Source organism: Neolewinella xylanilytica (genome assembly GCF_002934605.1).
Classification (GTDB): Bacteria; Bacteroidota; Bacteroidia; order Chitinophagales; family Saprospiraceae; genus Neolewinella; species Neolewinella xylanilytica.
On the sequence record NZ_PTJC01000010.1, the window covers coordinates 1 to 26,698 of the forward strand.

Genomic DNA, 26,698 nt, shown 5'->3' on the forward strand with positions numbered 1-26,698 from the left:
CAATCATGGGAAGTGTTCTTGAGGCCCTTGAAGATAAAAGACTTCAGTGGACAGATCAGATGAACCAGTCCTCAGAATCCCGGGGCTTCGCCCCCCGGCCATCATCAAGCCGTGTCCCCAAACTTCCTCTTCATTCGCTGATCGCTCACGCTTCGTGCAGTTCGGGTGATCCCCCTCGGCCTTGACGTGGCCACCCCCCATTCTCGCCGAAGGGCAAGGGTTCATGCGAACCCCATAACCAAGGAGAAAAGAGATGGGACATTTGAAACTAGACTTACAGCAGTTCACTGGAGGAACATCCACATGGTGGAGGAACCCGCTTCACCGGAATTTTAGCTACACCGATGGTGTCAAATACGTCGCGGAAACCGTCGGTGCTTACTGGCTGATAGACTATGTGTTCTCGTCCCAGTACGCCGCTCAGCTCAAAGATCAACCCTTCCAAGTTTGGAAGTGGAGCGCCAACGACGGAAAAGGACGATTCGTCGTCGAAGATGGAAACAACGAAGTGATTGTGACCTACAACCTTGAATTTACAGACTTCCCCGACGGAGAGGTTACGCTCTGGTTTACCGACAGGACTTTGCTTTTGCCAAACGAATACTAGACACAACTGGAGGGGCGGCTACACCCTGCCCTTCCTTCTTTTTCTCAACAGCCAAAGGAGGCATACTCATGACTATCACGACCTACACTCTCGAATGGGAAGGGATCACAATCGACATCGAGCACAACGATTACTGGAGCGACTTTCCGGATCTGGAATTATACGTTCATCATATTGCCATCAAGCGACGGGATGAAGGCCAGCTCCCCATGACAAACACGGGCTACATCTCCCACTTTATGACGGGTAAGGACAAGATGGATGCAATGGAGCCTTACGGCACCGCGATCAATCTCGTTCAGGCATGGTTAGATGAGACTTCCCAGTCTAAGAGCTGGAAAGCATACCTTGAAAGCCAACAACAGCTTACGCTGTTTTAAACGAGCCTTTGCTGCTTTGAAGATCAGAAGAACGTATATAGGCGCGTTCTTCTTGAAAGACATCCATTTACGCGTGAAAGGAAAAAAGACCATGCAGCCCCCACTAGACCCATTGCAGCTCATTACGACGGATGACGACTACCACCGAATGCTGCCGATGAAACTATCCGCAGCGGAGGCCAAAATTCTCTACGCCGTGCTCAGCAGACAGATTCGGGAGAAGGAGGAAGAGGATGGTCAAGCTCATCAAATGTACGCGGCACTTTTGGCCAAGCTTTACTACTACATCACGGATGAAGATTAAGATCTTTCCGTGATGTGCTGGCGCAGCGCATCGTTCATTCTGGATTGATACCCTGCCCCTTGCGCTTTGAACCACTCCACGATATCGGGGTCAAGGCGGACGGTCAGTTTTTCTTTGGTCGGCAGCTTTTGGGGGCCACGAACGGCCCGTTGAAACATTGAATCACTCCACTCTAGAGTATCGGGATCGTTCTTGATGCCTTCGTTAATCTGTCTGTCTTCTTCGTCAGTCGGTGCGATAATTTTCATAGTTTCTTACCTCCCTCTTATTGGCTTTTCGAAGCGAGATCAATCTCATAGTGGTACCGCGAATTGTGTATACGACAGCGTAGAGTCTTTGCTCAACGAGGCCTAAAGAAAAGTAACGGGCCTCTTCAAAGCGTTGGTCGGGCACTGTCAAGCATGTGGCCCAATCGAAAGTTTCAATCTTGGTAAAGTCTACACCGTGGACGAAAATATTTCTCGCTCGCTTGTCTTCGTCCCACTCATATTTCATGGCTTTATTGTACCTACAATTAGAGGGGACGTCAACAGAATTCTATCTAGCCTTATCGTTTTTTGCGGTTCATTCTTCGGCTGGACAACTTATCCCAGACTGCCCGCAGCCGTAAGACGTCTTTTTTGCTGAAGCCATACTGCTTAACCAGTAGTTCTGCATCGACCAAGTCGAGAACCTTGCGAATTTTCTTTTGCCGCATGAGACGGTCAATCTCATCGTAATCCAGTGCCGTTTGGGTAAGGACAGGAAGAGGCAAATCCTCAATTTCGGTCGGCTCAAAGGTCATCACACCACCACCGTAGCTCCTGCCTGTAATTTCCGAGAAAGCAAAGGTGAGGGAATTCAAAAAAGAGAGCACCAGCAGTTTAGGGCTGTCATCGGTCAAAAACTTCACGCGATGGATCGTGTCCGTTGAGGAGGCGTCCGCGCTGTTTAAGATCAACTTGGGAAATTCATTGATCTGTCTCAGCGCGAACGCGTCAGGAATACCCAATGAGGGAACGACGTACCATCTCTTACGGGTGCGACATTTATAGCCCTTGTGATGGCCTTCCTTCTCACCGTATCGGATGTATCTTTTACACGCCGCTGGCAGCTCTTCAAAAGGTAAATCAGGCGGGGTAAAAAGTAGTGACGTGATGCCGGCGTCTAGGTTTTGCGCTAAGTCGCCTCTCGTGAACGTGATGCCCTCTAAATGCTGAGATCTGCTCACAACGGTCTGAGTGAAGTCTTGAACACCTTGTGCACTCGCCTCTTGCTCATCGAGCATAAAGAACTTGTTGCGGCCGGTCACAATGCCTACGTCAACATCTAGGTAGTGTTGCGCGAGGTGAATATCTTCGCGGTTGCGGATGTCCCTGAGAAGATCGATCTCATCTTGCTCTAAGAAATACTTGATCCATTTTTCACTGGAGTGGTCTATTTTCTTGACCGGTGTGCGCTCGATCCCTTTCAGGGATAGACCTTGCATCGCTTCCAGGTTTTCAAGCTCTATTGTTCTGATGCCCGAAGATTTTGGGTCTGTCTTCTGGCAAAGGAGGAGGACAACTTCTTGCTGGATGTTATCAAACACCAGCTTTTTGAAGGTGACGATGGTGATGCTCTCGAAGAAGTTAGACAAGAAGACACGCGTCTCTTGCGCATACTTCACCTGAAACAGCTCGGCCGGAATGACCATTCCTAATCTGCCCTCACGGTTGAGTAAGCTGGAAGCAACAACTAGGAACGGCACCCAGATATTGGTCATCTTGTTGGGCGAGAGCCCCATCTCGTTCATCAGTGAGATGGCCAGGTCTCTATGCTTGGCCGGAAAGTTTTGGTAACGAATGAAGGGAGGGTTTCCGATCACCACATCATACTTGGCTCCCTCCGCTTTCTGGGCGGCCACAAAGGAAAAGAAGTCCTGGTTTTTGATGTTGCCAGTCTTCAATCCAGCAGCCTTTCCACGAGCAAGGGTCTTGCTGGCCTCTTCCTTGATAAGCTCGACCCCCGTGAGCTGACCGTTTAGATCGCCAGGATTCAAACCAAGGTTGCGCAAGCGCACAAGCGCGGCTTCAATGAAGTTTCCGTCCCCGCAACTGGGTTCAAGAACATGATCGCTCTTGGCGCGAATTGCCCAATCTGCGATGAACTGAGCGATGGGCGCAGGGGTGTAGTATCCCCCCCTCAGCTTATCCGATATTTTGTCTGTCTTACTCGTCATCGTCCGCTGACTCTACCATGAAAGCACCACCATCAACGATGCTTTGCGTTTGTTGATCGCTCAGACCATAAAGCTGATTTACCAATGACAAAAGCCTTTTATGCAAATGAGTTTGTCGCCTCATCAGCGCCGCGTTTGCCGGATGGGTTTCCTTGATGCGCTGCTTGCCCTCGACCAGCTGCTGGGTTACATCACGAATGGCATCATGCTTGGCCTTCTCGTCGGGATCATCAAAGTTGATGGTTTTGATGGGCAGCTCCTTTAAAAACTGTTTTCCGTGAGAGTAGTAAGCTCCCCTGAATTCGCTCGCTCCCGCTTTGACAATTGCTTCAATGACCGGATGAGCGAGGATGCCGAGCAGGTAGAAAATGGAGTACTCAGAAGTAGAGATTAGCGCGTAGTAAGGACCGTTACCACCCCCAGTGAAGAGGACGTTGTGTGAATCATAGCCATAGGGAGGTTCTTGAGCAAGAACAGACCAGATGAGTTTTTCTGCATCATCAAACTTCCCCAAACTCTGGGAACGGCCATACTGATACCAGGTCTGGAGGTCTTTTTTGCCTCCACTGATACTGCGCTTTTCCAAGGTTTCTTTGTGGCTGAGCAAGTAAGCCCGACACCGCGGGAAGCGCGCTTCCAGATCATCTTCCTGGATGACCGACATTCCGCCCCCGTCCTCTTCGTAAGGGTAGATCATCTTTGCGTTAGCCACCGGCTTGTCGAAAAGGCCGAAGGATACATCATAAAAGCAATCCCGGAGGATCGCCGTTTCGATTTGCCAGTCTTTGCCGCTTTGAGTAAAGGATGTAAGTTCCCCCTCTACAGTGAAGTTGGTCAAAATGTAAATCGAATCGGCACTAGTCTGAACACCAACTGAAACTTCTGCTACCTCCTTTAGGGGGGCCGTTCCGGCGTTCTGTACAGTCTCAAAAACGGCCTTTGCCTCTTCGGAAATGAAAACCCAGGGGTCAGCTCCAAAACCGGCATTGTCGTACTCGATGGCAGGGCTGGCCAGGATGCTACTCAATGCCTTTTCCTGATTTACCCGTCGGAACCGGAAACGCTCCCGATCGCTCTTTTGGAGGACGAGGATTGCAGTGTAAGTAGACTTGCCGGCAAAGACTTGCGTTACACCAAAATGGGTGATGTCGGCGATCGAGCTGTTGTCTCTGATGTACTTGCGGAGCTTCTTTCCAGCAGTCAGGACGAAAAATTTATTGGGAACGATGTAACCCAACAGACCACCTGCCTTGATGAGTTGAAGCGCCTTTTCAATGAAGAGATAGTACTTGTCGATGTTATTTTCCGAAGCCGTGATAAAGCCCGGCTTACTCTTGCGATAGTAGCGCACCTCTTCCCCAAAAAACTGCTGGAGGTTTTGGATGCGCACGTAGGGCGGATTTCCAATGATCGCATCAAAGCCGCCGCCTTCGCTTGCTAAAAACTCAAATTCATCGGCCCACTCAAGAGGATTGATCTTGAATAAGAGAGCTTCATCGGTGAGAACCCGCTCATCAAACGCGTAGTAGTCGCTGCCGACTAAGGAATTTCCGGACTTGATGTTGTCACTGAGGCTTGGAAGCGCCTTGTTTTTGGAGGTTGCGATGAAGTGGTCTACACTCGCAGCTTCCTCGTCCTCCAGGATTTTTAGCAACAGGCTGAATCTTGCGACCTCGACGGCGTAGCGATTGAAATCAACGCCCCACAGGTTTCTTAAAACAATCTCCCGTTTGGCATTTAAGGTGAGGTGGCGCGTACCAAACTGGTCCTCTCGGACCACGGCCGGATCATTGATGCCGCCCTCGTCCGCTGCATGGGCGTAAGCCCGCAGCAGAAAATTGTAGGCTCCAATGAGAAAAGTGCCGGACCCGCAGCAGATGTCCGCAATTTTAAGCGATCGCAACTCCTCCAGTGACTTACCCTCTACCAGCGGCGTGAGAGTGGTCTTAACAATTTCATCGACGATGAAGGAAGGCGTTGGGACTACGCCATTGGATGCAACGACTTGCTCATCGTCGATGATCTCTACCATCCCTTGCTCGGGCAGAATAGCAATCTTCTGACTGAGGAACCGCTCATAAATCTGGCTCAGGATGCTGCTATCGACGACGGCAAAATCGTAAGGAGAGTTCGGGAAGTAGAGCTGACTGAAGATGTCAATCAACGTCTCCGGAGAGATGGTGATCCCAAGCGAGATCTTGTCTTCTACAAAATCGAACAGCCCTGAATTGTACCGCTTGTCAGACTGAACGAAGAGTGCTTTCAGTTCCTCGTAGCTGGTAATGTTCTTTAGAACATCCCGCTCCTCGATTTCCCGGTCTTCGCAGATCCGCAAGAAAACGATCCGGTTAATGAGACTTTGAACCAGGAAGTTGAGTTGCAGCGTAGAAAGGCCGGGATTGTTGCTTAGGATGTTTTGAGCAAGCTGGTGCCTCCAACCTTGGATCTGCCGGAGAAAGAACTCGTCAAAGCCTATCCGCTCGTGGTCCGTTGCTTCAAACACTTTGGTGATGCTGCCGGCGGTCACCGCCTCATACGATAGTATGTCGTAGATCTCATCAAAGCGATCCCCGTACTCGGTGTAGCTGAAGGTTTGGTACCTGGCTACTTGAGCCCCATCTGCCGCATCCGGCCGGTAATTGCAGTCGTAGATGACGAGTTGATCAAAGTTGGTAAGCACCGATGCGCGTAGTCCCGCACTCCAACCATAGCGCCTGGTCTGGAAAGCGGGGGACTTGGCCGTAAGAATATCTATCCTAGCCTTCTTTGCTTCCAAAAACAGTTCACGCTTACCGTTCACCCTCAGGGTGTAGTCGGGATTTTTCTTCCGCGTGTCGCCGGCCCCTTCTTCAACGTCGATGGACTCTTCCTGTAGGACGGTCCGGAAAAACTGGGAGGCGTGGGCTTCGTTTTCTACGTCCCAACCGAGCGCTTTCAGGAAAGGATTGAGGAAATCAGACCGCAGCTGTGCTTCCTTGTAGTCGTTCTTTGTGAAAGCAGCTCGCCCGCTTTCGAAGGCCTGTACTAGCTCAAGTACCAGTCTGCGGCCTTCTTCTCGGGTTTGTGTCGTACTCATGATCTGGTCCAAAACGGCGAAGGTACCTGTCTACTATCTAACACCAAAACTTTGAGGTGTCCAAGGGGTAAATGGTGGCGGCGCTTTTAGAGGCACTGGCTGAATCACATTTTCAAGTGTGATCTTGGCTTTCGAATGAGTTCTTTGAATCTATTATATGACCTTTACAATTATCAATTTTATCAAAGATAAACTGGTTGTCACTGGTCAATTGGTTTGAATAGCGCAAGCACTTGACTTCGTAAATTTGATTTTCCATCTTATTAATTACTTCAACAACTCTGAGATCTTTAAATTTTAAGAACTTGTTTGCAAATTCTGGTTTAAAGGCAATGTTTATAGCTGAAAAATTAGCCGCTACACTCAGGTATCCATAAGCATCAAAAGGGGATCTAAAAATACTTTTAGCCGCTAAAATTGTAGGTGAATATTTGTACTGTTCATCTTTTGTAACCATTTCTCTACATTTTTTGCAGGTGAAGTCATGAAAAGATTTGGTGCTTGGTTCTGTAAGTATGGTTTTCTTTTCTTCCCTAATAAAACCAAAATCGAGGCATTTGAATTGGTCTATTCCAAATATATTGAAGTTGATTATTGAAATAAAATCACCTTTTTCTGGGTGAACTTCTATGATCGATGTAGTGTCATTCTCTGCTGTATAAAGCAACCTATCTTGAGGATAATTTAACCTTCCTGCTGCGCTAATATGCTTTGGAGGGTACCACATCTCGCTTAAACGACTAAAGCCTCTCTTATCCTTACTCACTCTAGCTCTTGAAAACTTATTTTCTTTGGCAGCAATGTGCATCGACGGGATCGTTGCAATTTTACCGAACGTGCTAAAAAATAGGGTTTTGTATTCTTTAAATCGGGCATTATTGAAATTTGAAAAGTCAAATTTTTCCAGCTCGGTTATTCGGATTTCTAAATCATGTTTATCCTCCATTTTTGTTTGATATATTTTTTATTAGAAACATAAAATTTGATGATTTGGTTTTAGACCATGAGGCCAAATTGGTAGACGTTTATAGGGAAAGATAAGCGCTGGCGATCGTCTCCTGGGTCAGGCCGATATAGCGACGCGTCACACTGATGTCGCGGTGGCCAAAGATGTGGGACAGCAGCACAAGAGAGTGCTCACTGCGGCCATTATTCTCATACACCCGTCGCCCGAAGGTCTTGCGTAAGGTGTGGGAGCTAGGGTTTTGTGCCTCGATGCCGTAGGTCGCAAATGCTTTCCTGATCCGTTTGTTGGCGGCCGTCACCGAAATCGCCCGTGAGCGATCGCCGTCTTTTCGTTGATGGATGAAGACCAGACCATCGTGATCGGCCGGAATACGGTCCAGTCCCCCTACCCTCTTGGCCAGTTTGAGGAAGTTGCCGTGGACATCGACAACCCGCTCCTTTTTGGTCTTGCCCTCTAGAACTAAAAATTGATCGGAGCGAATCTGGTCCCACCGAAGCTGGAGCGTATCGCCGATGCGAAGTCCAAAGTAGATCCCCGCCGCGACTAATAATGCGGTATTGTAATTATGGTCGGCCATCAAGCCCTTGATCAGAGTTGATGCCTGGCTCCAGCGCAAAGGTGCGGTCGTGGTTTTTTGTCCCGGTTTGGCCATGTTGGTAAGGTAGCACCACCAGGTTGCAAAAACCACCAAAAACGCAGAGAAGTACAACCTAATTTTGAAGGGTGTGCTGTGCTTTCAAGATAAAGCATTGAATAACAAGCATTTGTGTGTGTGAATTAGGTTATACTTCTTGCAGAAGTATAACCAACACGCCCAGGATCATTCAGCGATGTATCCCCTACCCTTTAGGTCAGGAAAGTAGTCCAGTGCTTTACTTGTTGGTACTCGTTGTCCAATTCGAGCAGTAGTAGAAATATCATCTTTACTCGGGAAATCGTCGAAAGCTTTTTTATAAGCTTTCATGTAGTCGGCGCTAGATTCGATTGCGACAATAACATCATATCCTAGATCTGTCTTGTAGACAGTCCAGGCAAGGATAACATAGATCATGGTCAAAGAATTTTGAGGAAGTGCTTTTGGTAACGTAGTATAACGAAATAACGAATTCGTTAAATCGCTATGATCAGATTCGGCCCTGTTTAACTACACTTTTACTTGCCGACGTTTTCGACAAACCAAGTATGGCACTGTCCAACTATAGAATTCATGTATGCTGGATGGTTGGGGTCAATCTTATCTCCAAAGGTCTCCCTCACCTTCTTGACCGCATCTCGATACGCCCCAGGATATTTCTTTTTGAAGTGCGTGATTTCAAACTTTTTGCTGCGAGCTAAAATCTCTTCCTTAGTCATTTCGCTGATGCTCCTCTTTTCTTCATCGCCGAGAAGGGACAGCTGTTTTGGAACATCGTCCCTGTGGCAAATCATGAACTTGACAGCATGGACCTGTCGCTTGCTGTTGCGCTGGAATTCCATGTCCAGATGTAGGGATGTGTACTTGTTGATTTCTGCGTGAGCAGGATTGAGGACATTCCTTCTGAACTCAGTGAACTTGGTGTATTTATCCTCTAGCTCTAACATAGCCCTCAGTTCTGCGACCGAAATAGTCTTGTAGACTACGGTGCGATATTTCTCCTGCTTTTGATAGATCGCCTTGAAAAGCTGGTAGAATCTGATTGAGTAGAAGCTCTTCATCTCTAAGACTTCTGAGCGATCGATTCTTGCAAACTGCTTGAGCTTCAGCAAGAAATGCTTCAACTCTGGGGCAAAGGCAAAAGAGATACAGACAAGTCCATCCTCATTACGTTTAGGGACGACACTTGAAAACCAGTTGATGTAACCTTCTAAGGGCTGGCCATCGATCACTACGTCAGTGGGAAACGTGATCTGTTTCTTAGAAATAGAGCGGGCAAATTTTTTCATCTCAACGTAGAGCCCCCCCCATTTTTTCATGTCGTGTTTCAACACAGCCTCAAGTTCCTTCACGGGAATTATCTGAGTGCGAAAGTTCTTCTGTCGCGGATCGATATTGGACACCAGGAAGAGCATGATCTTCTGCTCTCGTACGGTAAGGTTGTATTGAGCCTTTTCAAGGAAGACGTTTTCAATTCTGGCAATCTTGTTCTGCACAGTGGTGCTCCGACTCATGCTCTGATGTTGTGCAGTAAAAGTAGCCTAAAAGTGTAAAAGTGTAAAGCAGGAATACACGTATGGAGAGGGTGCGCGCCCTGTCTAGCTACACTTCTCAGCCCTGTTTATCTACACTTTACAGGTAAGAAAACCAGTGATTACAGGGACTTAAGAGAAATCCAGCTCAAGACGCTGGCCAAATTTATGAGCCAACCCTGTTTTACTACATCGATATCCCTGTCTGGCTCCACTTTTAAACCCTGTTTAACTACACCTCGCAACCCTGTCTAGCTACACCTAGGACCCTGTCTAGCTACACTTAAACCCCTGTTCAGCTACACATATATCTACACAAACTATTGGTATTCAATGAGTTACAGATTCAACAAAAGAAAAAAATTAAAATTCATTTAAAAAACTTTAAAGGAAAGTTTTAGGGTCAAAAACTTCATGGGCCTTGCTTTTGAAAAGAAAAAAGAGCCGAGTTTTGATGTATGAACATATAAATTTTGTGTGGGGTACATTCCTCCCCTGCCCTACTGCTGATGGGGAATAATTTCGATCTATAATTCGTTATTTCGTTACTATGCTACACGTGTATAAATCGTTAAATATTTAATTCGTTACCTTTTTGCTTGAAAACCACATCGATCTGTTTATCTTTACGATTATATAAATCGTTAAAAAACGATTTCGTTATTTTTCAACTTAGAAAGGCAATTATGTCACTAATCGTCGGTATCATCTCTCAAAAGGGCGGTGTAGGAAAGTCTACAATCAGTCGTGCTCTTGCTGCTGAGTACGCTCGAAATGAGTGGGAAGTCAAGATTGCAGACTTTGATCTTAGTCAAGGCACCGTTACAAGCTGGAATGCTGATCGGATGGCGAATGACATCACACCACGAATTTCAGTTGAGCAGTTCTCTTCCGTGGACAATCTAGCTAAGCAGAAGGACCACTACGATCTGATCGTAGTCGATGGAGCGCCAGCTTCCACTAGACAGACGCTCGATATCGCAAAACTGAGTCACATGCTGATTTTGCCTACTAAGACTACCTTGGATGATCTTCGACCCCAAATAAAGTTGGCTCACGAACTACGAAAGAATGGTGTGCCGAAAGAGAAGATTCTTTTTGCTCTGTCCATGGTTGGAGACAGTAAAAGCGAACTTGAGGGGGGCAAAGAGTACATTGAAGACGCTGGCTACGTGTATATCGGGGCTGTCTATCGGAAGGATAGCATTGGACAAGCACATGATTCTGGCAGGGCAGCTAATGAAACTCCGTTCAAGACAGTCAACCAGTCAGTAGATCAATTCATTCAGGCGGTTGTTGATCATCTGCAACAAGTTAGTGTATAATTCGTTAATTACTTAAATCGTTAAAAAACGATTTCTTTATTTAACTAAATCGTCAAAGGATACGTATGGCCGACATTAAGAAACCAGCACGAAGGGGAAAAAAGGGTACGCCCCCTAAAATGGATGAGACAAGTCAGAACTTAGCGAAACCATCTACGACGGAACAGGCCCCCCTCAATTTTAAGGTTGATGCGGAGTTCAAGAAGCAGTACAAGCTTTATGCTCTTGAGCACGGTATCAGTATGGTAGATCTGCTCAAAGCTTCGTTTGAGGCATACAAGCAGTAGATGTGTATAAATATATATTTCTTTAAATCGTTAAATAACGATTTATTTAGGAGGATTGTATGAATACTGATCAAGCAAAGAGCCTCGATCTTCCTAAGATCATGTCCAGGCTTGGACACGAACCAGTTCGTTCAGTTAAAGGCGGTCGTGAGCTCTGGTATAAGTCGCCATTCCGATCGGAAGAGGAGCCATCTTTTCATACCAGTTTTTTGGGAGGCAAATGGATCTGGAATGATTTTGCTGATCAGGGCGGAACAGTCATCGACTTCATCATGCGTCATGAGGGCTACACATCTGTTACAGATGCCCTCAATTTCCTCACCAGCATGTTTCAGGGGCATCTCTTCGATACTCCGGTAGGTAGGGTAGGGGGAAAATCCTCAAAGCTCTCTAGCCCCTCTCTTTTTTCTTTTCAACAGCAAGCGCGTCTTGACGGCGTAGCCGTCGATCGTGATTTTTCAGAAGCCACTCTTGAGTTGGTGGCCGTCAAGCCACTTCAATCGCCTCTGATCTTTTCGTATCTCGCCTCTAGGGGCATCAGCCGGCAGCTTGCCCAGGAGTATCTCAAACTGGTCCAGTACCGCAATCATAAGCGCCCTTCAGCCAAACCCTACTTTGCTTTTGGTCAAGAGAACGTTTCAGGCGGCTGGGAGATCCGATCCGCTTCCGACGGCACAGGTAAGTTTAAATCTGCACTAGTCTGTCGTGATATTACTGTTCATTCCGGCCGGGAAGAGGGTAGGGGAGCGGTCTCCGTGTTTGAAGGCATGCTTGACCACCTTTCTCTTCTTACCATGTTTGGTACGTCAAGACTAAAAGGGGATGCGATTATCATGAATGCCCTCAGCTCGTATCAGCGCACTAAAACCTACATAGAAGCGGAGGGCTATACCCGAGTCGATCTGTTTCTTGATAACAATACACCTGGTCAAGAGGCCGCGCACGTTTTTGCCGATGACTTTGGGGACATCGTGTTCAACCACTCACCATCTTTTGCACCCCACACTGATTTGAATGATGCCCTGCGAGCGGGCGCACATCCCGACTTCACGCCTCGATCATCACCAGAGCCTTAGTTTGAGTTCGTTGGGTTTCTAAGCTTCTTCCTACGCAGGTATACAGCGATAGCGGTTTTGATTTCAGGGATTGCAATACGGCGACCGGCCGGGCGGCAAGCCCTACAGTCATCGCCGAGGCGTGTTCTATCGCTCCTGCTGAGCGACTTCAGACAATTTATTTCCCCAGGCTGAACCTGTCGGTTTTATGCCTTTCCTCGCGCGAGCCAAATAATTTGTCTTGCGGGAGCTGCGCCCTGTCGTTAGCAGTATTACAGGCATCCCTATCAACCCCTAACGCTGCACCCTAAGGAGGAGCATAAAATGACAACCAAGACTTCAAACAAGCCTACTTTGAATATCTACACCAGACGGCAAACCGGAGACGGCGAGACCACCTTGGGATCACAGATTGGCGTGGGATTTGCCCACGGATCAGGAGGAGGCTTTACCATCTGCCTGGATGCTATGCCCATCCCGAGCGACGGCCGCCTAGACCTCGTTGCCTTCCCAATCAAGACAAAACGCTCTGATCATCAGGATAACTAACCAGCCAGGCTCTTCTCCAGAATAAGGGGGAGAGCTGCACTGCAACGAAGAAGGAGACCATGACGTGCAACGCGATGAAATTTATCAATCTGTCACCAACACCATCATAGACCATCTGAAGAGCAACCTGGAGGGCTTTCAGAAACCCTGGATCAATGTCGATCACGACAACGGACCAGCACGTAATCCCAGTCGGGGCAATGCAGCTTACCGGGGGATCAACCAGTTTATCCTGAGCTTGACCATGATGTCTGTAGTGTACCCCAAAAATCGAACAACTGGTTAAGGTCCAACCAAACCTATAAATTACCAGTATGTCTAAGCGTAGAAGCCACTCGGCGAAGTTCAAAAAGCGCGTAGCGCTCGAAGCCATCAGGGAGCAGTTGACGGTCGCTGAGTTGGCCCGCAAGCACCAGGTTCACCCCTCGCAAATAAAAGCCTGGAAGCAGGTGCTGACCCAGGACTCTGACCCCTTGTTCGAGCACAAGAACAGCAAGCCCAAATCGGGCTCAATTGCAGATAAAGATCGCGACGAACTGCTGCGCATCATCGGCAAGCTACAGGTAGAGAACGAGTACCTAAAAAAAACGCTCGGATGATGCCCCTGCCCCAAAAACTCGTGGCCATTACCTCCGAAGCCTTGGTGAGTGTCAAGCGTCAATGCGAGCTGCTCCAGGTGGGCCGGGGACGTCACTACTACCAGTCGGTGGCGACCTCGCCGCTGAACCTGCACTTGATGCGACTGATGGATGAGCACTACCTCGAGCATCCCGATAAAGGCCCCCGCCGCATGCAGAGTTGGTTGGCTCGCGAGCACGGTTTACGGGTCAACTTAAAGCGACTTAACCGACTGTATTACAGGGTGATGAGACTACAGTCGGTACTCCCCGGTCCCCATACCTCACGGCCGGCTCCCGGACATAAAACCTACCCCTACCTGCTACGGGGACTAACGATCGATCGCCCTAATCAGGTCTGGCAGACCGACATCACCTACGTAGGCATGGCTAGTGGGTACCTCTATCTGACGGCCTGGATCGATGTGTACTCGCGCTTCGTACTGAACTGGTCAGTAAGCAATACGATGACGGCGCAGTGGTGCGCGCAGCTGTATGCCGATACGGTCCGACGTTGGGGGCCTCCCGATATCGTGAACACCGATCAGGGCGCTCAGTACACCGCCGAGGTATTTACTACGAGCATCCTGGAGCAGGGCCGGACGCGCCTGAGTATGGACGGTCGGGGAAGGGCCACCGACAACGCTTTCATCGAACGCCTCTGGCGAACGGTCAAGTACGAGTACATTTACCTACACGACCACGAAGACGGCTTTGCTTTGAGCCGCGGGCTGGATGCCTATTTCAACTACTACAACTGGGCTCGTGACCACTCTGCCCTGGGCCCAGGACTACCTCATCAATTCTATCCCACTGGACCTAAATCTCTGTCATAAGTTGTCGAAGAAAGGGGTACACCTCAGTCAGCGGGCTACCACAAAAACCAGTGGATGACTTATAAGCAAGCCGCGGGTATGGATGGCCAGGTCCGCAAAGGTGAAAAGTCTACGCCGGTAGCCTGGTATTCGACCAAGTACATCAACAAGGATGGTGGCTATGTAGGAGCCGATCGCGCCGAGAAAATGAGCGCCGATGAAAAGGTGAGCGTTGGGCTACAAACAGTGCCCATGCTACGCGTGTACCGCGTATTCAACGTGAGCCAGATAGACGGTCTCGATCCATCCTTCTACGAAGTTGAGGTCGGCAAACCTTTAGAAGATTTTGAGAAAGATGATCGTGCGGAAGCCTTGATCCAGGCCACAGGTGCTAGGATTAGGGAAGTTCCCGGTGATCGTGCCTTTTACTCTCCGACAGATGACGGCATTCAGATGCCCCTGCGCGGTCAGTTTCAGGGGGTTGCCGAGGCGTGGTATGCGGTCGTTTTACACGAGGTTGGCCACTGGACAGGCGCACCTCACAGACTGGATCGTAATTTGAAGGGAGCCTTCGGATCAGCGGCCTACGCTGAAGAGGAGCTGGTGGCCGAATTAACCTCTGCGATGGTGTGTGCTCGTCTTGGGTTTTCTAAGATGACGACCAACAATGCAGCCTACATCAAGTCCTGGTTAGGAGCTCTCAAAAGCGATACCAAATTCGTCTTTAAGGCCGCAGCTCAGGCACAACGTGCAGCGGACTACATCCTGGACAAATCGGGTTATCGGATCGAGCCGGAAGAACCGAGCCCGTCGTAACGAAATCGTTAAATCGTCCTTTCGTGAGCACTTAGGCGAGGCGACCGGAGGATGCCCACTATGCTAAGAAGATGCTATATTCCATCATAGGAGCATCGCTTATCCTGAATGACTTGCGCCATCACAAAAGGAGGGTATCGAGCAGCGAATGCGAAAAGATGGCCGACAATGAGCGTTCCGGCTAGACTGAGATGGAAGAAAGTAAAATCCTGATTGTCCGATGTTGGGGGAGAAAATGGATTTAGAACAGCATCTATGATCACTGGAGAAGAGTTTTGGGCTTTCGCAAAAGGCGCACGTGCGTGTGGGGTGAGTATTTCTGAATGCTTGCGGCAATTTCATGAAAAGGAAGCCAACCTGGTCGGGTTGCTAAACAGCGGAGCGTACAGTTTTTCAAGGCTGTTTCGGTATTGGTTTGCTGGGAATCCTCCCAGGCTGTCGTTGGCGCGGACACCGAGAGCCTATTTTGCGGCAGTTGAGATGTTGTCACGCTTGCGGGAGACTGAAGAAGGTCATTGGTCAATAGAGCCATTTGTTGAACCCCTAAAGAAGCCGGAGACATTCTATGTACCGAAAGATGAGAGCGAGCTGAAACGGCTCGAACGGGCTTTTCATGAAGATGGTCCTGATGACGATATGGCCCTTTACCAAGAGACCGAAGCCTATTGGCAATGGATGCAAGAAGAGGTGACGTACAATGAGTATTGGATACGGATGCGCCAGTGGCTTTCTTTCGTTAATCTGGAGCGCGTTGAGGACTTGAGAAGTGCTACTGAGAGAGACGAAGACGATTTGCCGTTTTGATCAGTATTCGTTAGCCAACATGATGGTCATGACGCGGGTGGTCTGGCTGGGATCGGAAGGGTCGGGACTGCCGTGTTCCATGCTCTTATCGTAGGCATCGATCTTCCAAAAAATGTCCTGACCGTTATGAGTGACTCTGCCGAAGTCATGCTGGCCGTGCGGGTCGTTTTCTTCTGCAAACTGGTCGAAGGAGCGCACTAAATCGAAGATGGCGTACCTGTCTTCATGGGGGAGAGCGTGGATGCCTTGGGTAGCCACGATGTGGTTCCCGGAGGCGTTGTTGAAGGAAGTACGGAAGTCATCGTTAAGAGCAGCAATACGGCGGGTCGTTTCATCAAATTCATCAGGGTCTGGGGTGCTCATGGTAGTCATCCTAGTTATCAGTTAGAGTGATCCTTCAGTGATAACACGGTGGCATTCGGGGGGCAAGAGGGCAGGGGTCTTTGTCTTTTCAGACGCTTGGAAATCGTAAGAGCGCACAACGAAATCGCACACAGGAGTAGGCATGTGGATGGTTCAGCGGCTAGGATTTGGCAGTCCGGTGGAATCGGCTTAAATTAGTGACACATGTAGAGTAGCAAGATGAGGAAATGTATATACAGTTTCCTCTCTTGGCAAGGGGGTAAACCCCCGTTGCATCCCCCTTTGAAAAGCGTACTTGGTTTGACTTAATAAATCGTTACCGCCATGCCGATAAAACAACAGACAGCCGCCAACAGCAATGATGACCCTTCGGTCGTGCTGCCACCGTTACGCCTGAAGTTGTCTGAGCGAAACGCCATCGATCGGCGCGCTAAAGCCAGCGATATGAGCCGCAGCGCATTCATGCGAGAGGCCGCGCTGAAGTCCAAAATCGTGGTACGTAAAAATAAGGCCGACGTGGAGATGGTCCGCCAGCTGTTAGCCATCGGCAATAACCTCAATCAGTATGTGAAACGAGCACATATCCGAGGACTTGATGGTCATGAACAAGAGTTGGTCTACCGCACCATTGCCAAACTTGAAACTCTTCTGGACACTGTGATTCATGGTACCGAAAATCAACAGTAGAGGCGGCCGGAGCTTTAAGGGGATTACGGCCTATTTGATGCACGACAGCGGCCGTGCACAGACCAACGAGCGTGTGGAGTGGACCATGACCGGAAATCTTTACACCGATGATGTGTTCAAGGCCGCCGGGGTAATGTCCTGGACGGACTTTAATGCGGAAGACATCAAGATCGCGGCCGGCGGAAGCTCTGCGGGACGGAAAACAGAGAAGGGTGGGGTCTACCACTACTCCCTCTCTTGGGCTCATGGTGAAAAGAAGGGAGAGGAGCACCAGAGGTCGGTGGCCGTGGCCACCCTGGAGCGCCTGGGTTTGAGTGAGCATCAATATTACGTCGTTGCTCATAATGAGACGGAGCACGATCACATTCACATCGTTGCCAACCTTACCCATCCGGAAACGGGTAAGCGAGCAGATCTTCCCCTCGATAAACGCGCCTTGCAAGAGTGGGCTCTGGAGTACGAAAGGGAGCACGGTCTACACTGTACTAATCGGGAAGCCAACGCTGAATTACGTAAGCAGAACAATGCAAAAACTTACGCTCAAACTCAAAAGGAGCGCCACGGCGTACAAGCTACCCGTGCCTACGAAGCCTCGGATGACGGAAAGAGTTTTAAGAATGCTCTGGAGCTGGAGGGGCTGCGATTGGCCCGCGGTCGCCGCTCTTGCGTGGCTGTAGACGAGCAGGGTAACATCATCAACTTGTCCCGAGTGATCGAGGATAGGAAAACGGTTGAGATAAAGGCCAAGCTGAAAGATATTGATCTACGGACTTTGCCGGATGCCGATGAACTGGCCGAGCAGATAAAACTGGACAGCACACCTTACGATCGCGAAGCAGCCGAGGTGGAACAGCAGAATAACCTTGCTGAGGCTGCGATCGTGGCAGCCAAGGAAAAGGCGGAACTGGAAGATATTCAAGACAAGAAGCTGGCCACTCAGAGGGCGATCGATAAAATCACCGCCGAGAACAAGGCAAAACGCATGGCCAAGGACGTCGAAGCGCGTAGGAGGGAGCGGCAGATCCAAGAACGGATCGAGGAATCGAAGAAGCTACACGACATTGACGGCTGCCGGCAGCGGTTGGCTGAAGCGCAAGCTGAGACTAAAGCTCTAAACGGTGTTTGGGCACGACTGTTTAAGCGGGAGCAATTTGAAGCAGCCCTGGACAATTTGCAAAACCGGGAGAAGCAGTTGGCTAATCAAACGGCACGGTTTGAAGCGGACATCCGGGGCATCGTCAAGCATAAGGAATGGGCGGTCGCTCATGAGTTGGAGCGCCACGGGATTGCCGAGCGGAAGAGCGTTGAGTACAAAACACCGCTGGATCACTTCAACAAAGCAGCTGCTGATCATGAAGGATCAAAGCAGCGACGCATCCGCGAGGCGGAGGAACAGAAAGCTGTCGAGACGCCGCAGAAGACCGAGCACATTTTTGACATGAAAGATGAAGAAACGGCGGCCAGGTACGACCGCATTGCCGCTCGACTTCAGGCAAGGGACGAAGAGCGGGATATAGAGCAGAGTCGTGAGGAAGATCAAGGGCTGGAACGGTAGGCTTATCTTTATAATCATTCAACTTCTAAAAGCGGTACATCATGGGATTCTTTGGAAGCAGCCCTACGGAAAAGCAGCTGGAGATCTATCAGGAACTCCTGGACGAGAAGCGTAAACGCTACGAATCAATGGAGGGCGGTAAAAACAGCCCTGAGATCGCTATGCAGCGGGAACAGCTCTCAGCCGAGATGAAGCAACTGGAGATCCAGATCGAAGATGCTCGCGAACGTGAAGCACAGGGTCGGGAACACACCCACGGTCTGGATTTGCTTGACGACTGATCTTATCGATATGGATTTCTAGGGCGAGGGTGCTGGTTCATCGGCAGGACCATCAAAGAGGGACAACTGGTGCCGATAGAAAGACAGGCTGGACCGGCTTTTTCCGGTTTCGACCTCCCAAGATTTGACTACTTCTTCCCAAATGTCTTCGGGGATTGGGGGCCAATTGTATCCTCTTTGGCTGTGATAATCATTGTAGGCATGGTAGGCGTCGAGGTATTCCTGAAGAGTGGCATCTCGGCCATGCGCTGTTTCAAAATCCCTCTTGAAGTTATCTGTCCAAGTGATGTCTGTCTTAGCGTTGGCACGAAGGCATATTTCATCCTCGTCCGTCCCGTCATGTTTGATGTGAATTTTTCTAAGCACCAGCTCTCTTCCATAATCATGTTTGAGTGTGTGACCCAGGCTAAGCCGTGGCGGCGATTATGTCAAGAACTTTAAGAGGTTGCCATTTTCAGCTTTGATTTGATGCTTGCGAGTTGATTTTTATAAAAGGAGACACGTTTTTCCAGCCTGTCCTTGATAAACTCGAATCCCTCCCATTTTGCTTCACGCAGCTTTTTGGTCTGAGCATAAGCTTTGTCAGATTCTTTGATCTGGGTATCTACATACGATTCTGCCTCCTTCAAGTGATAAATGATCTTAGCTCGATCTAGAGGCTTGAGAGTACGGTGACTTCTGAAGACCTGCTTGTGGTTTAATATCTGACTGGCTTCACTGTAAGGCTTGATGTTCAAAACGCAGAGGCGATTAGGATCCACCTCAATACTGTCTGGATGATGCTCAAAAGCGTAGTCCTCGATCAGCAGATATTCATTGTCGATATTGACGTGTTGACGGTAAGGTGCCCCTGCTGCGATTAGAGAAAACGAGCACAAATCAGGATAGTTATCAAGGCAGTGAAGGATGTGTTCCAGCGATGAGAGCGATGCTTCGGCGACAAATGCCATATAGATAGAAAGCTCATCATTCTTATGGAAAAGACGGTTGCTCGGTGAGAGGTAGTAAATACGCTCATAGGGTGCTCTTTCGGTTCCTATCGGGGGCTTTGACCCCAAGAAGTTATAGATAGCCTCATAGATTTTTTTCTGTGCTGTTTCATAGTCTTTGAAGTGGCCGGGTACTTCATTGTCGCCCTTGAAGGTGAGTTCAGTTGCATGGATGTGTTTTGTTGCCTTCATAAAGTAGACCGCTACCTCCTTGTAGGCAGCGTCAAAGACTGATCCTTTTCCCAAATCCCCAGGTGCAATAACGTAGAGCTTCTCCCAAATTGACTTGTTGGGCCAGGCAGCTTTGATGTTCTTCCAGTACGTGAGTGTGAAAAACTTGGAGGGATCTTCCTTCGTTGTCGTCAGCCATTCTTTTTCCTGTTTCTCGCCTAAGAGAAACTCTTCTGGTCTAACCTTCAAGACAGTGTAGAGCGCGAAGAATGTCCTGCGATGTATCGGTTCGTCAAGCTGTTCTTTTCCTAAACCAGTGCGCCGATCAAAGAGTGACTTGGGGGTCATTCCGATCAATTCTGCCAGCCTATCTCGCAAGTGCTTTTCAGTAGCTTCTACGGGCTTACCGTGCAAGACAACCTTGCCGTCCTTCCTCTTCAACCGAGCGAGATAAGGTGTAAGCTTGTCGTAGAAGCTCTGGTTCTCAGATTCCTGGTGCTCTCTGTTCGGCATAGTTTCAATCGGAAATTTCCGATTGAAAGATAGTATCTCATCTGAGGGGAGACGAGAAAATACGATCTGAAACCAGGTATTTGCGGAATTTTCCGCGACGCTTGCGGATGATTCCGATACGCTTGCATAGGCAACTATTGTCGCATGACTTTTGAAGCATCTCTTCACATTCCCAATGCCGAAGTCATGTCAACTCGTCGTTCTCACCGTCCCGCCGCCATGCGGAAAATTGGACTGACTACCCTGGCATACTTTGCTTTGGGGTCAGGAATTGCAACGCTCTACACATTTCTCTGGGGGAAAGATGTTTTTCCTCTCCTGTTGTACGCGCTGATTCTAGGACCGTTGTGGGATGACAACTACACTCCGGGCGGCTTGATAGACTTTGGGTTTGATCACTACTTGGCTCTCCGAGTTCTGACAGCCACTCTGTTTTTCTGGAACTTGATGACCTGGATCGCCTTCGGTAGTAAGGTTCGGATCATCACGATAGCCTACTTCTACAACAAGTGGAAAGCGGCTATGGCCTGGGCTTTCTTTTACATGATCGTACTTGTTGTCTACCACTTTCAGACAGATGAAAGTTTACATCGCAAGATTATCACCGCCCGTTTTCTCGACTGGAACATTGGTTACGTTTGGCAGCATTTTCTACCCTTGATGAAGACACCCTTTTTCATCACCGTGTACACGGTCATTGTTTCCGTCTTCATTTTTGAGCGGTTTGGCTATGGCCACGGCTGGACGAAGTGGAAATGGGCCCGCGTTCTTCCGCGAATCGTGTTTGTTACAGCGCCGTTTGTACTTGCTTTCCTGGTCGATGAACTTGTGTTTACGTGTTTAGTTTGGGTCTTTTTTTTGCCCTTCTGCCTGTTTTACGCTGGATCGCTGTGGCCGATCTTTAAGGAGCTGTACAAGGAGCAGTGGTGGTATCGTCGCCTATTTGTTTTCAAGCGTGGCGACACCGGGCGATGGGGGGGATTACACCAATACTTCAAGCGTGACTTCATCGGGTACTTTATCGATGGCCGAAAGGAAATTTGCCAAAGTGCACCATGTGGTGTCTACTACGGGAAGACGTTCTTTGATCTGGATACTCCGATTAATGGACGCGCAATCGGAACCATAAGTGAAACCCATCACATCACCATTGCCGGGACACGAGCGGGCAAATCACGCGATGCCATTTGGAATACACTCCTTAGTTATCCTGGCGGGGTGATTGCCCTAGACATCAAGGGCGAGCACACGCGCGTCACCCAAAAACGTCGTGATACGGTCGGAAGCGGCACCTTTTATGTCGATCCATTCTATATCTCAGATCGCCACATCTATCCGATTTATGGTCCGGCAAGAAAGCATACCCACAAGTGGAATTTCTTTGACGAGATCGACGTGGAATCTCCTGATGTGCGGAACCTGCTTTCTTCTCTAGCGTCAGCTTGTATCTATCCAGAGTCACAAGAATCCGGTAACTCAGCCCATTTTCGGGAGACGGCCGTGCATTATTTGCGTGGCATCTTCGCTCACGTACTCACCGATAAGCAAATCAGAGCCAAGAACCTACGCACTGTCTACAATCTGATCATGACCGGGACGGAAGAAGGCAGTGAGTACGATCCAAAGAACTTCGTGGACTTGAAGATCCGGATGCTGGCCAATGAATCGCTCGGCGGCCTTGCCAAAGACGCGGCCAGTTTAGTGGATCGATTGGCGGACCGGGAAGGTTCGGCCGTTTTTTCAACAATGCGTCGGGGGATTGACTGGATGGGTCACGAGGCGATTCAAGCGGTAACCGAACGCAGCGATTTTTTGCTGTCGGATGCCAAAACACATAATGCCACCATTTATCTGGTGTTGCCGGAACCTTACTTGAGAGAGGATAACCGCTTTGTACGCTTGTTCTATACGATGGCGGTTTATAAGTGTGATAATGCCGTAACGCCCATCAAGATAGAGGGACAAAAACGTGTCCTGATACTCCTTGATGAGTTTGCGTCCCTTGCCTACTTTCCGCCGATCGCCAAATCAATCAAGATGGCTGCGGGGAGCTACATGAAGTACTGGATGATCCTCCAGAATGTCGAACAGCTCACGTCGGCATACAGTAACCACGCTGACTTTACGGGATCAAGCGACATGCAATTCTTCGGCATCAAGAACAGCGACCATGGGACGATCACCTACATCCAGGACTCGCTTGGGAAGTACAAAGAAAAAACGGAAGAGGGGACCCAGACCTACGATCTGATGAGCAGAAACGAGATCGCCGAGTTCCTGGACGCAGAGAAGAATGGGCAGATTGTCATTCCTGATGGGGGCTTGCCATTGATGCTCAAACGAGTCCCGTACTACAAGAACTACAAGTCCAAGCAGTACGGCTCCCACCCTCATTAGGTGAACCCCAAAGAAGCATATAGTAACCTTTTCAATCAAGAACCATGTCCATCCATATAAGCCACGAGTCTAGACTATTGCCGGATGTCTTTCAGGCAGAAGTCTTTGCGCCGGCCCTCTGGTCTCACCAGTATTGTTACGCCGCGGAGTGTCGAACCAAGCTCCACTTTTACGCTAAAGGAGAGAAGCTACGCTCCCACCTGTGCCAGTTGCAGGAGCTGTTTCCCGAGGAAGAGGGAATCATACGGGTTGAAGTTCGCAGGATCTCATTTGGACTGTTTGACCGATATGGTCTCTACATCGACAAAAAACGAAAAGTGGGGTGGTTTGATGAACCGGCTGGGGGCGGACCCCAAGGAAATTTTTACAGTGAGGTAGGCAAAGCCTATCGGGAGTCTTTCACAGTACCCAACCGTTGAAATCGTACCAGAAAAACGTCACAACCATGATCACAAAGCCATATTTGAGGACCCGCTACTACGAGTTCAACCGGCTCCTCTACTGTGTTATGGAAGTCGTCGAAGAGGACGAGTTTGGCGAATGCTACTATTACCCTCATCGCATGTACCGCTACGAGTCCCACAGCGGCGAGCTGGTCTTAGGATACTGGCCGGAAATTCATGAGAACGATGCCTTTGCTTGGGATAGAACGGAGAGCCAGTTTTGGCAAGAAGTCGAAGATCATCGTCTTAGCAAATCGAAGTTACCGACCTCAATTGAAGCATTCATGAAGCTCAATCCAACCCCCCGCATCGTTCATCCGGGAGACGAAGCCGTTCAAGTTAAGGAGGTCACCTTCGACCTGGCCGAACTTAAAACCCTGCATGGCATAGTCATGCAGGCCGTATCTCAAGCTGCAAGCGATGAGGACCCCAAGCCCGAGTTCTTCCGCCACTCCGAGCTCTCCAAAAAGCTGGAATACTTCCTCGCCGAATACGACTCTCAACCCTGATTGGCTACATATCTGCTGTCCAGGATTATTTGATGATCTCCTTGAGGACATCCTCGTGGTAGGTGCGCACCTTACCAAAGCGTTCATCATGCGCCGCGCCGGTCTCGATGCCTTCCTTCTTGCTCAGGAGCGTTGCCGCCTTTCCCCACTCTTTTGCTTTGTGCAAGGGACAGGGAATTTTGTGAAGCCCGCAGTACCCCGCAATCGTGTAGTAGTGATCATCAACGGAGGTGATCTTGGCCTCGATCTCACCAACCCGATCGCGGATGAAGTCTACGTCGTTTCTGATCTCGGTATTGAAGACCTCCTGTTGTTCAAGCTGGGCTACAATCATGCGCAAGCCGCGGATGACGTTACTCTGTGGGATTACCCCAGGAATTGACGTTTTGCCGGTGAGGAGCAGTTCGCGAATGCGTTCATACATCCAGATCTCAAATTCAGGATTGAGCCACCCTGCAAACTTGATGGCCAGCAGCTCATCCATCCAGGTGCCCTGAAGCTCAGGCGTACCGCCCTGGACAACCCGCAAGACCTCGCGCCCACTCCCGTTACGGGAATTCCCGTAACGGGCCTCTAAAGCAAGCACAAACTCTTTCGTGTTTTTGAGGCGCAGAAAGTCGTTGACCTTTTTACTCGGGAAGGCTTGCGCCATTTGCGTGGCGTTGATGAGGTTGTTCTCACCAGAAAATTCAAAGGCGATCAATTGCCCTTTGTACTCGTGCTGGGTCGTTGTGCTCATGCTTTCAAAGATAGCGAAAAGCAGCCCGGAGGCCGCGCAATTGCTCCGTTACGGGAATTCCCGTAACGGCACACTACAACACTAAGAGTAGTAACTGATCGTAACACAAAACAAATTGTATATTTACTTCATGAAGGATTTTCACATGGCGGATGACGCCCGCTTTACAGAAGAGATGCTGTTTAAGGGTGAGCCTCAGGATAGCACTGATTTTGACGTTCAGGTCAACAAGAATTGTCGAAAGGGCGATCGCCATCCTCCGGAGGACTTCGTGGCTGATAGTGATGTGTGTTATCACTGTTACTATCGAGAACTGGGCGAGATGATGACGGACACATTCAAGGTGCGGCCGTCCAAGCACCTTGATTTCATTCACCACCAGGTGAAGCTTCGCAAAGATCCGTTGACCTTTTTGCAGGAGCTGGAGGATCTCGTTGTAAACAATGAGGGGTACTTAGATAACGCGGAGTACGGCCTCCACAACAAATATCTCGCGATCATCAAAGCCATTCGGGAACGCCTGGAAACAAGTCTTCCTGACAAGATCAAGGCGGCCAACCTCATCGAATTACCCCATTTTCTCGTATCGGAAAATCCGGCCTCCATAATCAGGGTCCGCAAGCTCTTCCCTGATCTCGGCTTTTCTGCGCGCCATTGCCTCATCCATCATCTGTTGTGTCGCTTCCAGCTCTTTTTGTGTAGGCGGCGTTCCAAAATCTTCTTCTGTTGGCATTTTGGTAAAATTTGCCATCCGGTGATCGGATGTGGTTAAATGAGATATGAAAAAATCAGAGTTGATAAACGACCCATCCCTGAACATGAAAATCAGCTATATCAATCATCACATGCCCGAATACGGCTGGGATGAAAAAGAGGAGATCATAGAACTCCTATGTTGCTTTGACGGCGATGAAATCGCAGCAGTCGAAACGTATAAGGCCGCCGAACAAAAGGCGTGGAAAGCGCATCATCAGGCCCGCTTAGACTATCTGAAAAACTTCGGGGTTACCGATCTGAATGATGTCAAACTCTCCTTGGACACATTTTTCAAGAACGACCGTATCGAGATAATCAAAGCCATCCGAGAGAGCATCAATCGGGGTATGGATGCTTACAGTGATGTAATAACAGAGATGTGGTATAACCCTCAGATCGACAAGCGTTGTGGTCCCGGACACGGGCTGCCTCTTAAGGAAAAAGCATTCACAGGGTGGACCTGACACCCTGGACTGGATCAGCTTCATCAGCCTTTCGCCGGATTTTGTGGGACGCGTCATTAGCGGTTACCCGCTAGCAATCAGCAGCTTGTGGGTTTAGTAATCGCAGGGATATTTCTGATGATAGTGGCGCACCGGATCGTTCGATCACGGCCCTTTAAGTTTGGGTTGATCCTAACCTGTATCCTGTTCGCAATTGGGTTCTACGTCAATCCTGAAGCTGTAGCAGAAGGTGTCAAATCAATTTTTGAGCCTCTTGAGACTGCAAGGTCAGGAACCCCCTGATCGTACTCTGCCCTTAGTTGGCATTACAGCATCGGGACCACATAGTTCCTCAAGTTGGGGGTTATACCACTCGTTTATCCAGACACCTTCGTAGGCATCCATGCCTTTTGTGATGCTTACGGTGATGGTCTTATAGATTTCTATCAGATCACCCTTGAAAAAAACTTCGAGGGGCTTCTTGACGCACTCAAGGCTGGCCACCCCAAAATTCATCAAGTATTTGAGCCTGGCTTGATCACTGGCCAGCTCAGCCATCTTTTCTACTTCCTTGTGAGCATTGACGACCGCTAGCTCATCATTACCAAAGTAAGTGAGGGTATCGATAATCAACAGCTCATTGGAGTCACACATATCAGGCACGTGCTCACGGATGTATCCAATTTTGGCCTCTAGCTCAGGACTTCTTTCTATAAAATCTATTGTCATACCCAAATTTTAGCACAGATCAAAATCAGAATGCAATGAGTATGAAGCCGGTCTACGACGCAATCATGGGAAGTGTTCTTGAGGCCCTTGAAGATAAAAGACTTCAGTGGACAGATCAGATGAACCAGTCCTCAGAATCCCGGGGCTTCGCCCCC

At 49.1% G+C, this 26,698-nt stretch carries 30 protein-coding genes and 1 pseudogene; 19 read left to right on the forward strand and 12 right to left on the reverse strand.

Going from position 1 to position 26,698, the window contains the following annotated elements; translation table 11 throughout:
* Positions 1–262 precede the first annotated feature (262 nt).
* The 3 genes from CLV84_RS21100 (at position 263) to CLV84_RS21110 (ending at position 1,291) form a co-directional block, all read left to right on the forward strand.
* Positions 263–607, forward strand: a complete 345-nt coding sequence (locus CLV84_RS21100) for a DUF6876 family protein (RefSeq protein WP_146088895.1) — start codon at positions 263–265, stop codon at positions 605–607.
* A 68-nt stretch (positions 608–675) separates the two neighbouring features.
* Positions 676–987: a hypothetical protein gene (locus tag CLV84_RS21105; RefSeq protein WP_104421842.1), complete on the forward strand. Its 312-nt coding sequence runs from the start codon at positions 676–678 to the stop codon at positions 985–987.
* Positions 988–1,078: 91 nt separating this feature from the next.
* A complete protein-coding gene (locus CLV84_RS21110; protein ID WP_146088896.1) occupies positions 1,079–1,291 on the forward strand; it encodes a hypothetical protein in 213 nt (70 codons plus the stop codon).
* Here CLV84_RS21110 and CLV84_RS21115 read toward each other — a convergent pair.
* From CLV84_RS21115 to CLV84_RS21150, 8 genes are all read right to left on the reverse strand, one after another.
* A complete protein-coding gene (locus CLV84_RS21115) occupies positions 1,288–1,539 on the reverse strand; it encodes a BrnA antitoxin family protein (RefSeq protein ID WP_104421844.1) in 252 nt (83 codons plus the stop codon). The two genes, CLV84_RS21110 and CLV84_RS21115, sit on opposite strands and share 4 nt — an antisense overlap.
* A complete protein-coding gene (locus CLV84_RS22400; protein WP_104421845.1) occupies positions 1,517–1,786 on the reverse strand; it encodes a BrnT family toxin in 270 nt (89 codons plus the stop codon). The genes CLV84_RS21115 and CLV84_RS22400 overlap by 23 nt, the downstream gene beginning before the upstream one ends.
* 52 nt (positions 1,787–1,838) lie before the next feature.
* The gene (locus CLV84_RS21125; RefSeq protein ID WP_104421846.1) at positions 1,839–3,491 is read right to left on the reverse strand and encodes an Eco57I restriction-modification methylase domain-containing protein; all 1,653 of its coding nucleotides are present in this window, start codon (positions 3,489–3,491) and stop codon (positions 1,839–1,841) included.
* Positions 3,481–6,579: an Eco57I restriction-modification methylase domain-containing protein gene (locus CLV84_RS21130; protein WP_211295319.1), complete on the reverse strand. Its 3,099-nt coding sequence runs from the start codon at positions 6,577–6,579 to the stop codon at positions 3,481–3,483. Before CLV84_RS21130 ends, CLV84_RS21125 begins: the two co-directional genes overlap by 11 nt.
* Positions 6,580–6,679: 100 nt before the next feature.
* On the reverse strand, positions 6,680–7,513 hold the full coding sequence (locus CLV84_RS21135) for an RES domain-containing protein (protein ID WP_104421847.1): 834 nt from the start codon (positions 7,511–7,513) through the stop codon (positions 6,680–6,682).
* A gap of 79 nt (positions 7,514–7,592) precedes the next feature.
* The gene (locus CLV84_RS21140; RefSeq protein WP_104421848.1) at positions 7,593–8,186 is read right to left on the reverse strand and encodes a tyrosine-type recombinase/integrase; all 594 of its coding nucleotides are present in this window, start codon (positions 8,184–8,186) and stop codon (positions 7,593–7,595) included.
* 168 nt (positions 8,187–8,354) lie between these two features.
* Positions 8,355–8,585, reverse strand: a complete 231-nt coding sequence (locus tag CLV84_RS21145; RefSeq protein WP_104421849.1) for a hypothetical protein — start codon at positions 8,583–8,585, stop codon at positions 8,355–8,357.
* Positions 8,586–8,686: 101 nt separating this feature from the next.
* The gene (locus tag CLV84_RS21150) at positions 8,687–9,682 is read right to left on the reverse strand and encodes a replication initiation protein (RefSeq protein ID WP_104421850.1); all 996 of its coding nucleotides are present in this window, start codon (positions 9,680–9,682) and stop codon (positions 8,687–8,689) included.
* A gap of 617 nt (positions 9,683–10,299) precedes the next feature.
* On the opposite strand from CLV84_RS21150, the gene CLV84_RS21155 reads away from it, so the two are divergent.
* The 9 genes and pseudogenes from CLV84_RS21155 (at position 10,300) to CLV84_RS21570 (ending at position 15,968) form a co-directional block, all read left to right on the forward strand.
* The gene (locus CLV84_RS21155; RefSeq protein WP_245911577.1) at positions 10,300–11,025 is read left to right on the forward strand and encodes a ParA family protein; all 726 of its coding nucleotides are present in this window, start codon (positions 10,300–10,302) and stop codon (positions 11,023–11,025) included.
* 65 nt (positions 11,026–11,090) lie between these two features.
* Positions 11,091–11,312 carry a hypothetical protein gene (locus CLV84_RS21160; protein ID WP_104421852.1) on the forward strand — a complete coding sequence of 74 codons (222 nt, stop codon included), beginning with the start codon at positions 11,091–11,093 and terminating at the stop codon, positions 11,310–11,312.
* Positions 11,313–11,371: 59 nt separating this feature from the next.
* Entirely contained in the window at positions 11,372–12,388 is a 1,017-nt protein-coding gene (locus CLV84_RS21165; RefSeq protein ID WP_104421853.1) for a toprim domain-containing protein, read from the forward strand.
* A gap of 592 nt (positions 12,389–12,980) precedes the next feature.
* The gene (locus tag CLV84_RS22405; protein ID WP_170067813.1) at positions 12,981–13,202 is read left to right on the forward strand and encodes an ArdC-like ssDNA-binding domain-containing protein; all 222 of its coding nucleotides are present in this window, start codon (positions 12,981–12,983) and stop codon (positions 13,200–13,202) included.
* Positions 13,203–13,230: 28 nt separating this feature from the next.
* Complete coding sequence (locus tag CLV84_RS21175; RefSeq protein ID WP_104421855.1) at positions 13,231–13,515, forward strand: transposase; 285 nt, start codon at positions 13,231–13,233, stop codon at positions 13,513–13,515.
* On the forward strand, positions 13,512–14,369 hold the full coding sequence (locus tag CLV84_RS21180) for an IS3 family transposase (protein ID WP_104421856.1): 858 nt from the start codon (positions 13,512–13,514) through the stop codon (positions 14,367–14,369). The genes CLV84_RS21175 and CLV84_RS21180 overlap by 4 nt, the downstream gene beginning before the upstream one ends.
* A 36-nt stretch (positions 14,370–14,405) precedes the next feature.
* Positions 14,406–14,612, forward strand: a pseudogene (locus tag CLV84_RS22200) (ArdC-like ssDNA-binding domain-containing protein); the annotation flags it as partial.
* Positions 14,601–15,164, forward strand: coding sequence for an ArdC family protein (locus CLV84_RS21185; protein ID WP_262497229.1), 564 nt, complete (start codon positions 14,601–14,603; stop codon positions 15,162–15,164). The pseudogene CLV84_RS22200 and the gene CLV84_RS21185, both read left to right, overlap by 12 nt.
* A gap of 255 nt (positions 15,165–15,419) precedes the next feature.
* A complete protein-coding gene (locus CLV84_RS21570) occupies positions 15,420–15,968 on the forward strand; it encodes a hypothetical protein (RefSeq protein ID WP_146088897.1) in 549 nt (182 codons plus the stop codon).
* Here the strand turns inward: CLV84_RS21570 and CLV84_RS21195 are convergent, their stop codons facing one another.
* Positions 15,969–16,331: a DUF3768 domain-containing protein gene (locus tag CLV84_RS21195; protein ID WP_211295320.1), complete on the reverse strand. Its 363-nt coding sequence runs from the start codon at positions 16,329–16,331 to the stop codon at positions 15,969–15,971. It lies immediately after the preceding gene.
* A gap of 324 nt (positions 16,332–16,655) precedes the next feature.
* Between CLV84_RS21195 and CLV84_RS21200 the strand changes: the two genes are divergently transcribed.
* From CLV84_RS21200 to CLV84_RS21210, 3 genes are read left to right on the forward strand one after another with little or no spacing between them, the layout of a single operon-like run.
* On the forward strand, positions 16,656–17,018 hold the full coding sequence (locus CLV84_RS21200; RefSeq protein WP_104421860.1) for a plasmid mobilization protein: 363 nt from the start codon (positions 16,656–16,658) through the stop codon (positions 17,016–17,018).
* Positions 16,996–18,573: a relaxase/mobilization nuclease domain-containing protein gene (locus CLV84_RS21205; protein ID WP_104421861.1), complete on the forward strand. Its 1,578-nt coding sequence runs from the start codon at positions 16,996–16,998 to the stop codon at positions 18,571–18,573. The genes CLV84_RS21200 and CLV84_RS21205 overlap by 23 nt, the downstream gene beginning before the upstream one ends.
* A gap of 41 nt (positions 18,574–18,614) precedes the next feature.
* The gene (locus CLV84_RS21210) at positions 18,615–18,854 is read left to right on the forward strand and encodes a hypothetical protein (RefSeq protein ID WP_104421862.1); all 240 of its coding nucleotides are present in this window, start codon (positions 18,615–18,617) and stop codon (positions 18,852–18,854) included.
* A 437-nt stretch (positions 18,855–19,291) separates the two neighbouring features.
* Here CLV84_RS21210 and CLV84_RS21220 read toward each other — a convergent pair whose 3' ends face one another.
* Entirely contained in the window at positions 19,292–20,527 is a 1,236-nt protein-coding gene (locus CLV84_RS21220; protein ID WP_104421864.1) for a hypothetical protein, read from the reverse strand.
* A gap of 144 nt (positions 20,528–20,671) precedes the next feature.
* Between CLV84_RS21220 and CLV84_RS21225 the strand changes: the two genes are divergently transcribed.
* Together CLV84_RS21225 and CLV84_RS21235 are read left to right on the forward strand one after the other, a co-directional pair.
* Positions 20,672–22,924, forward strand: coding sequence for a type IV secretory system conjugative DNA transfer family protein (locus CLV84_RS21225; RefSeq protein ID WP_104421865.1), 2,253 nt, complete (start codon positions 20,672–20,674; stop codon positions 22,922–22,924).
* Positions 22,925–23,369: 445 nt separating this feature from the next.
* Positions 23,370–23,876: a hypothetical protein gene (locus tag CLV84_RS21235; RefSeq protein ID WP_104421867.1), complete on the forward strand. Its 507-nt coding sequence runs from the start codon at positions 23,370–23,372 to the stop codon at positions 23,874–23,876.
* 25 nt (positions 23,877–23,901) lie between these two features.
* Here CLV84_RS21235 and CLV84_RS21240 read toward each other — a convergent pair whose 3' ends face one another.
* Positions 23,902–24,615: a KilA-N domain-containing protein gene (locus tag CLV84_RS21240; protein ID WP_104421868.1), complete on the reverse strand. Its 714-nt coding sequence runs from the start codon at positions 24,613–24,615 to the stop codon at positions 23,902–23,904.
* A gap of 130 nt (positions 24,616–24,745) precedes the next feature.
* Between CLV84_RS21240 and CLV84_RS21245 the strand changes: the two genes are divergently transcribed.
* Complete coding sequence (locus CLV84_RS21245) at positions 24,746–25,387, forward strand: hypothetical protein (RefSeq protein ID WP_104421869.1); 642 nt, start codon at positions 24,746–24,748, stop codon at positions 25,385–25,387.
* 7 nt (positions 25,388–25,394) lie between these two features.
* Entirely contained in the window at positions 25,395–25,835 is a 441-nt protein-coding gene (locus tag CLV84_RS21250; RefSeq protein WP_104421870.1) for a hypothetical protein, read from the forward strand.
* 267 nt (positions 25,836–26,102) lie between these two features.
* On the opposite strand, the gene CLV84_RS21255 is transcribed toward CLV84_RS21250, so the two are convergent.
* Entirely contained in the window at positions 26,103–26,543 is a 441-nt protein-coding gene (locus tag CLV84_RS21255; protein ID WP_104421871.1) for a hypothetical protein, read from the reverse strand.
* Positions 26,544–26,698: the final 155 nt, after the last annotated feature.

Excerpts from the sequence above, each read along its gene's own strand:
- CLV84_RS21105 (WP_104421842.1), top strand. The coding sequence starts at position 676 with ATGACTATCACGACCTACACTCTCGAATGGGAAGGGATCACAATCGAC.
- CLV84_RS21110 (WP_146088896.1), top strand. The coding sequence starts at position 1,079 with ATGCAGCCCCCACTAGACCCATTGCAGCTCATTACGACGGATGACGAC.
- CLV84_RS21115 (WP_104421844.1), bottom strand. The coding sequence starts at position 1,539 with ATGAAAATTATCGCACCGACTGACGAAGAAGACAGACAGATTAACGAA.
- CLV84_RS22400 (WP_104421845.1), bottom strand. The coding sequence starts at position 1,786 with ATGAAATATGAGTGGGACGAAGACAAGCGAGCGAGAAATATTTTCGTC.
- CLV84_RS21125 (WP_104421846.1), bottom strand. The coding sequence starts at position 3,491 with ATGACGAGTAAGACAGACAAAATATCGGATAAGCTGAGGGGGGGATAC.
- CLV84_RS21135 (WP_104421847.1), bottom strand. The coding sequence starts at position 7,513 with ATGGAGGATAAACATGATTTAGAAATCCGAATAACCGAGCTGGAAAAA.
- CLV84_RS21140 (WP_104421848.1), bottom strand. The coding sequence starts at position 8,186 with ATGGCCAAACCGGGACAAAAAACCACGACCGCACCTTTGCGCTGGAGC.
- CLV84_RS21145 (WP_104421849.1), bottom strand. The coding sequence starts at position 8,585 with ATGATCTATGTTATCCTTGCCTGGACTGTCTACAAGACAGATCTAGGA.
- CLV84_RS21150 (WP_104421850.1), bottom strand. The coding sequence starts at position 9,682 with ATGAGTCGGAGCACCACTGTGCAGAACAAGATTGCCAGAATTGAAAAC.
- CLV84_RS21160 (WP_104421852.1), top strand. The coding sequence starts at position 11,091 with ATGGCCGACATTAAGAAACCAGCACGAAGGGGAAAAAAGGGTACGCCC.
- CLV84_RS21165 (WP_104421853.1), top strand. The coding sequence starts at position 11,372 with ATGAATACTGATCAAGCAAAGAGCCTCGATCTTCCTAAGATCATGTCC.
- CLV84_RS21175 (WP_104421855.1), top strand. The coding sequence starts at position 13,231 with ATGTCTAAGCGTAGAAGCCACTCGGCGAAGTTCAAAAAGCGCGTAGCG.
- CLV84_RS21180 (WP_104421856.1), top strand. The coding sequence starts at position 13,512 with ATGATGCCCCTGCCCCAAAAACTCGTGGCCATTACCTCCGAAGCCTTG.
- CLV84_RS21185 (WP_262497229.1), top strand. The coding sequence starts at position 14,601 with ATGCTACGCGTGTACCGCGTATTCAACGTGAGCCAGATAGACGGTCTC.
- CLV84_RS21570 (WP_146088897.1), top strand. The coding sequence starts at position 15,420 with ATGATCACTGGAGAAGAGTTTTGGGCTTTCGCAAAAGGCGCACGTGCG.
- CLV84_RS21195 (WP_211295320.1), bottom strand. The coding sequence starts at position 16,331 with ATGAGCACCCCAGACCCTGATGAATTTGATGAAACGACCCGCCGTATT.
- CLV84_RS21200 (WP_104421860.1), top strand. The coding sequence starts at position 16,656 with ATGCCGATAAAACAACAGACAGCCGCCAACAGCAATGATGACCCTTCG.
- CLV84_RS21205 (WP_104421861.1), top strand. The coding sequence starts at position 16,996 with ATGGTACCGAAAATCAACAGTAGAGGCGGCCGGAGCTTTAAGGGGATT.
- CLV84_RS21210 (WP_104421862.1), top strand. The coding sequence starts at position 18,615 with ATGGGATTCTTTGGAAGCAGCCCTACGGAAAAGCAGCTGGAGATCTAT.
- CLV84_RS21220 (WP_104421864.1), bottom strand. The coding sequence starts at position 20,527 with ATGCCGAACAGAGAGCACCAGGAATCTGAGAACCAGAGCTTCTACGAC.
- CLV84_RS21225 (WP_104421865.1), top strand. The coding sequence starts at position 20,672 with ATGACTTTTGAAGCATCTCTTCACATTCCCAATGCCGAAGTCATGTCA.
- CLV84_RS21235 (WP_104421867.1), top strand. The coding sequence starts at position 23,370 with ATGATCACAAAGCCATATTTGAGGACCCGCTACTACGAGTTCAACCGG.
- CLV84_RS21240 (WP_104421868.1), bottom strand. The coding sequence starts at position 24,615 with ATGAGCACAACGACCCAGCACGAGTACAAAGGGCAATTGATCGCCTTT.
- CLV84_RS21245 (WP_104421869.1), top strand. The coding sequence starts at position 24,746 with ATGAAGGATTTTCACATGGCGGATGACGCCCGCTTTACAGAAGAGATG.
- CLV84_RS21250 (WP_104421870.1), top strand. The coding sequence starts at position 25,395 with ATGAAAAAATCAGAGTTGATAAACGACCCATCCCTGAACATGAAAATC.
- CLV84_RS21255 (WP_104421871.1), bottom strand. The coding sequence starts at position 26,543 with ATGACAATAGATTTTATAGAAAGAAGTCCTGAGCTAGAGGCCAAAATT.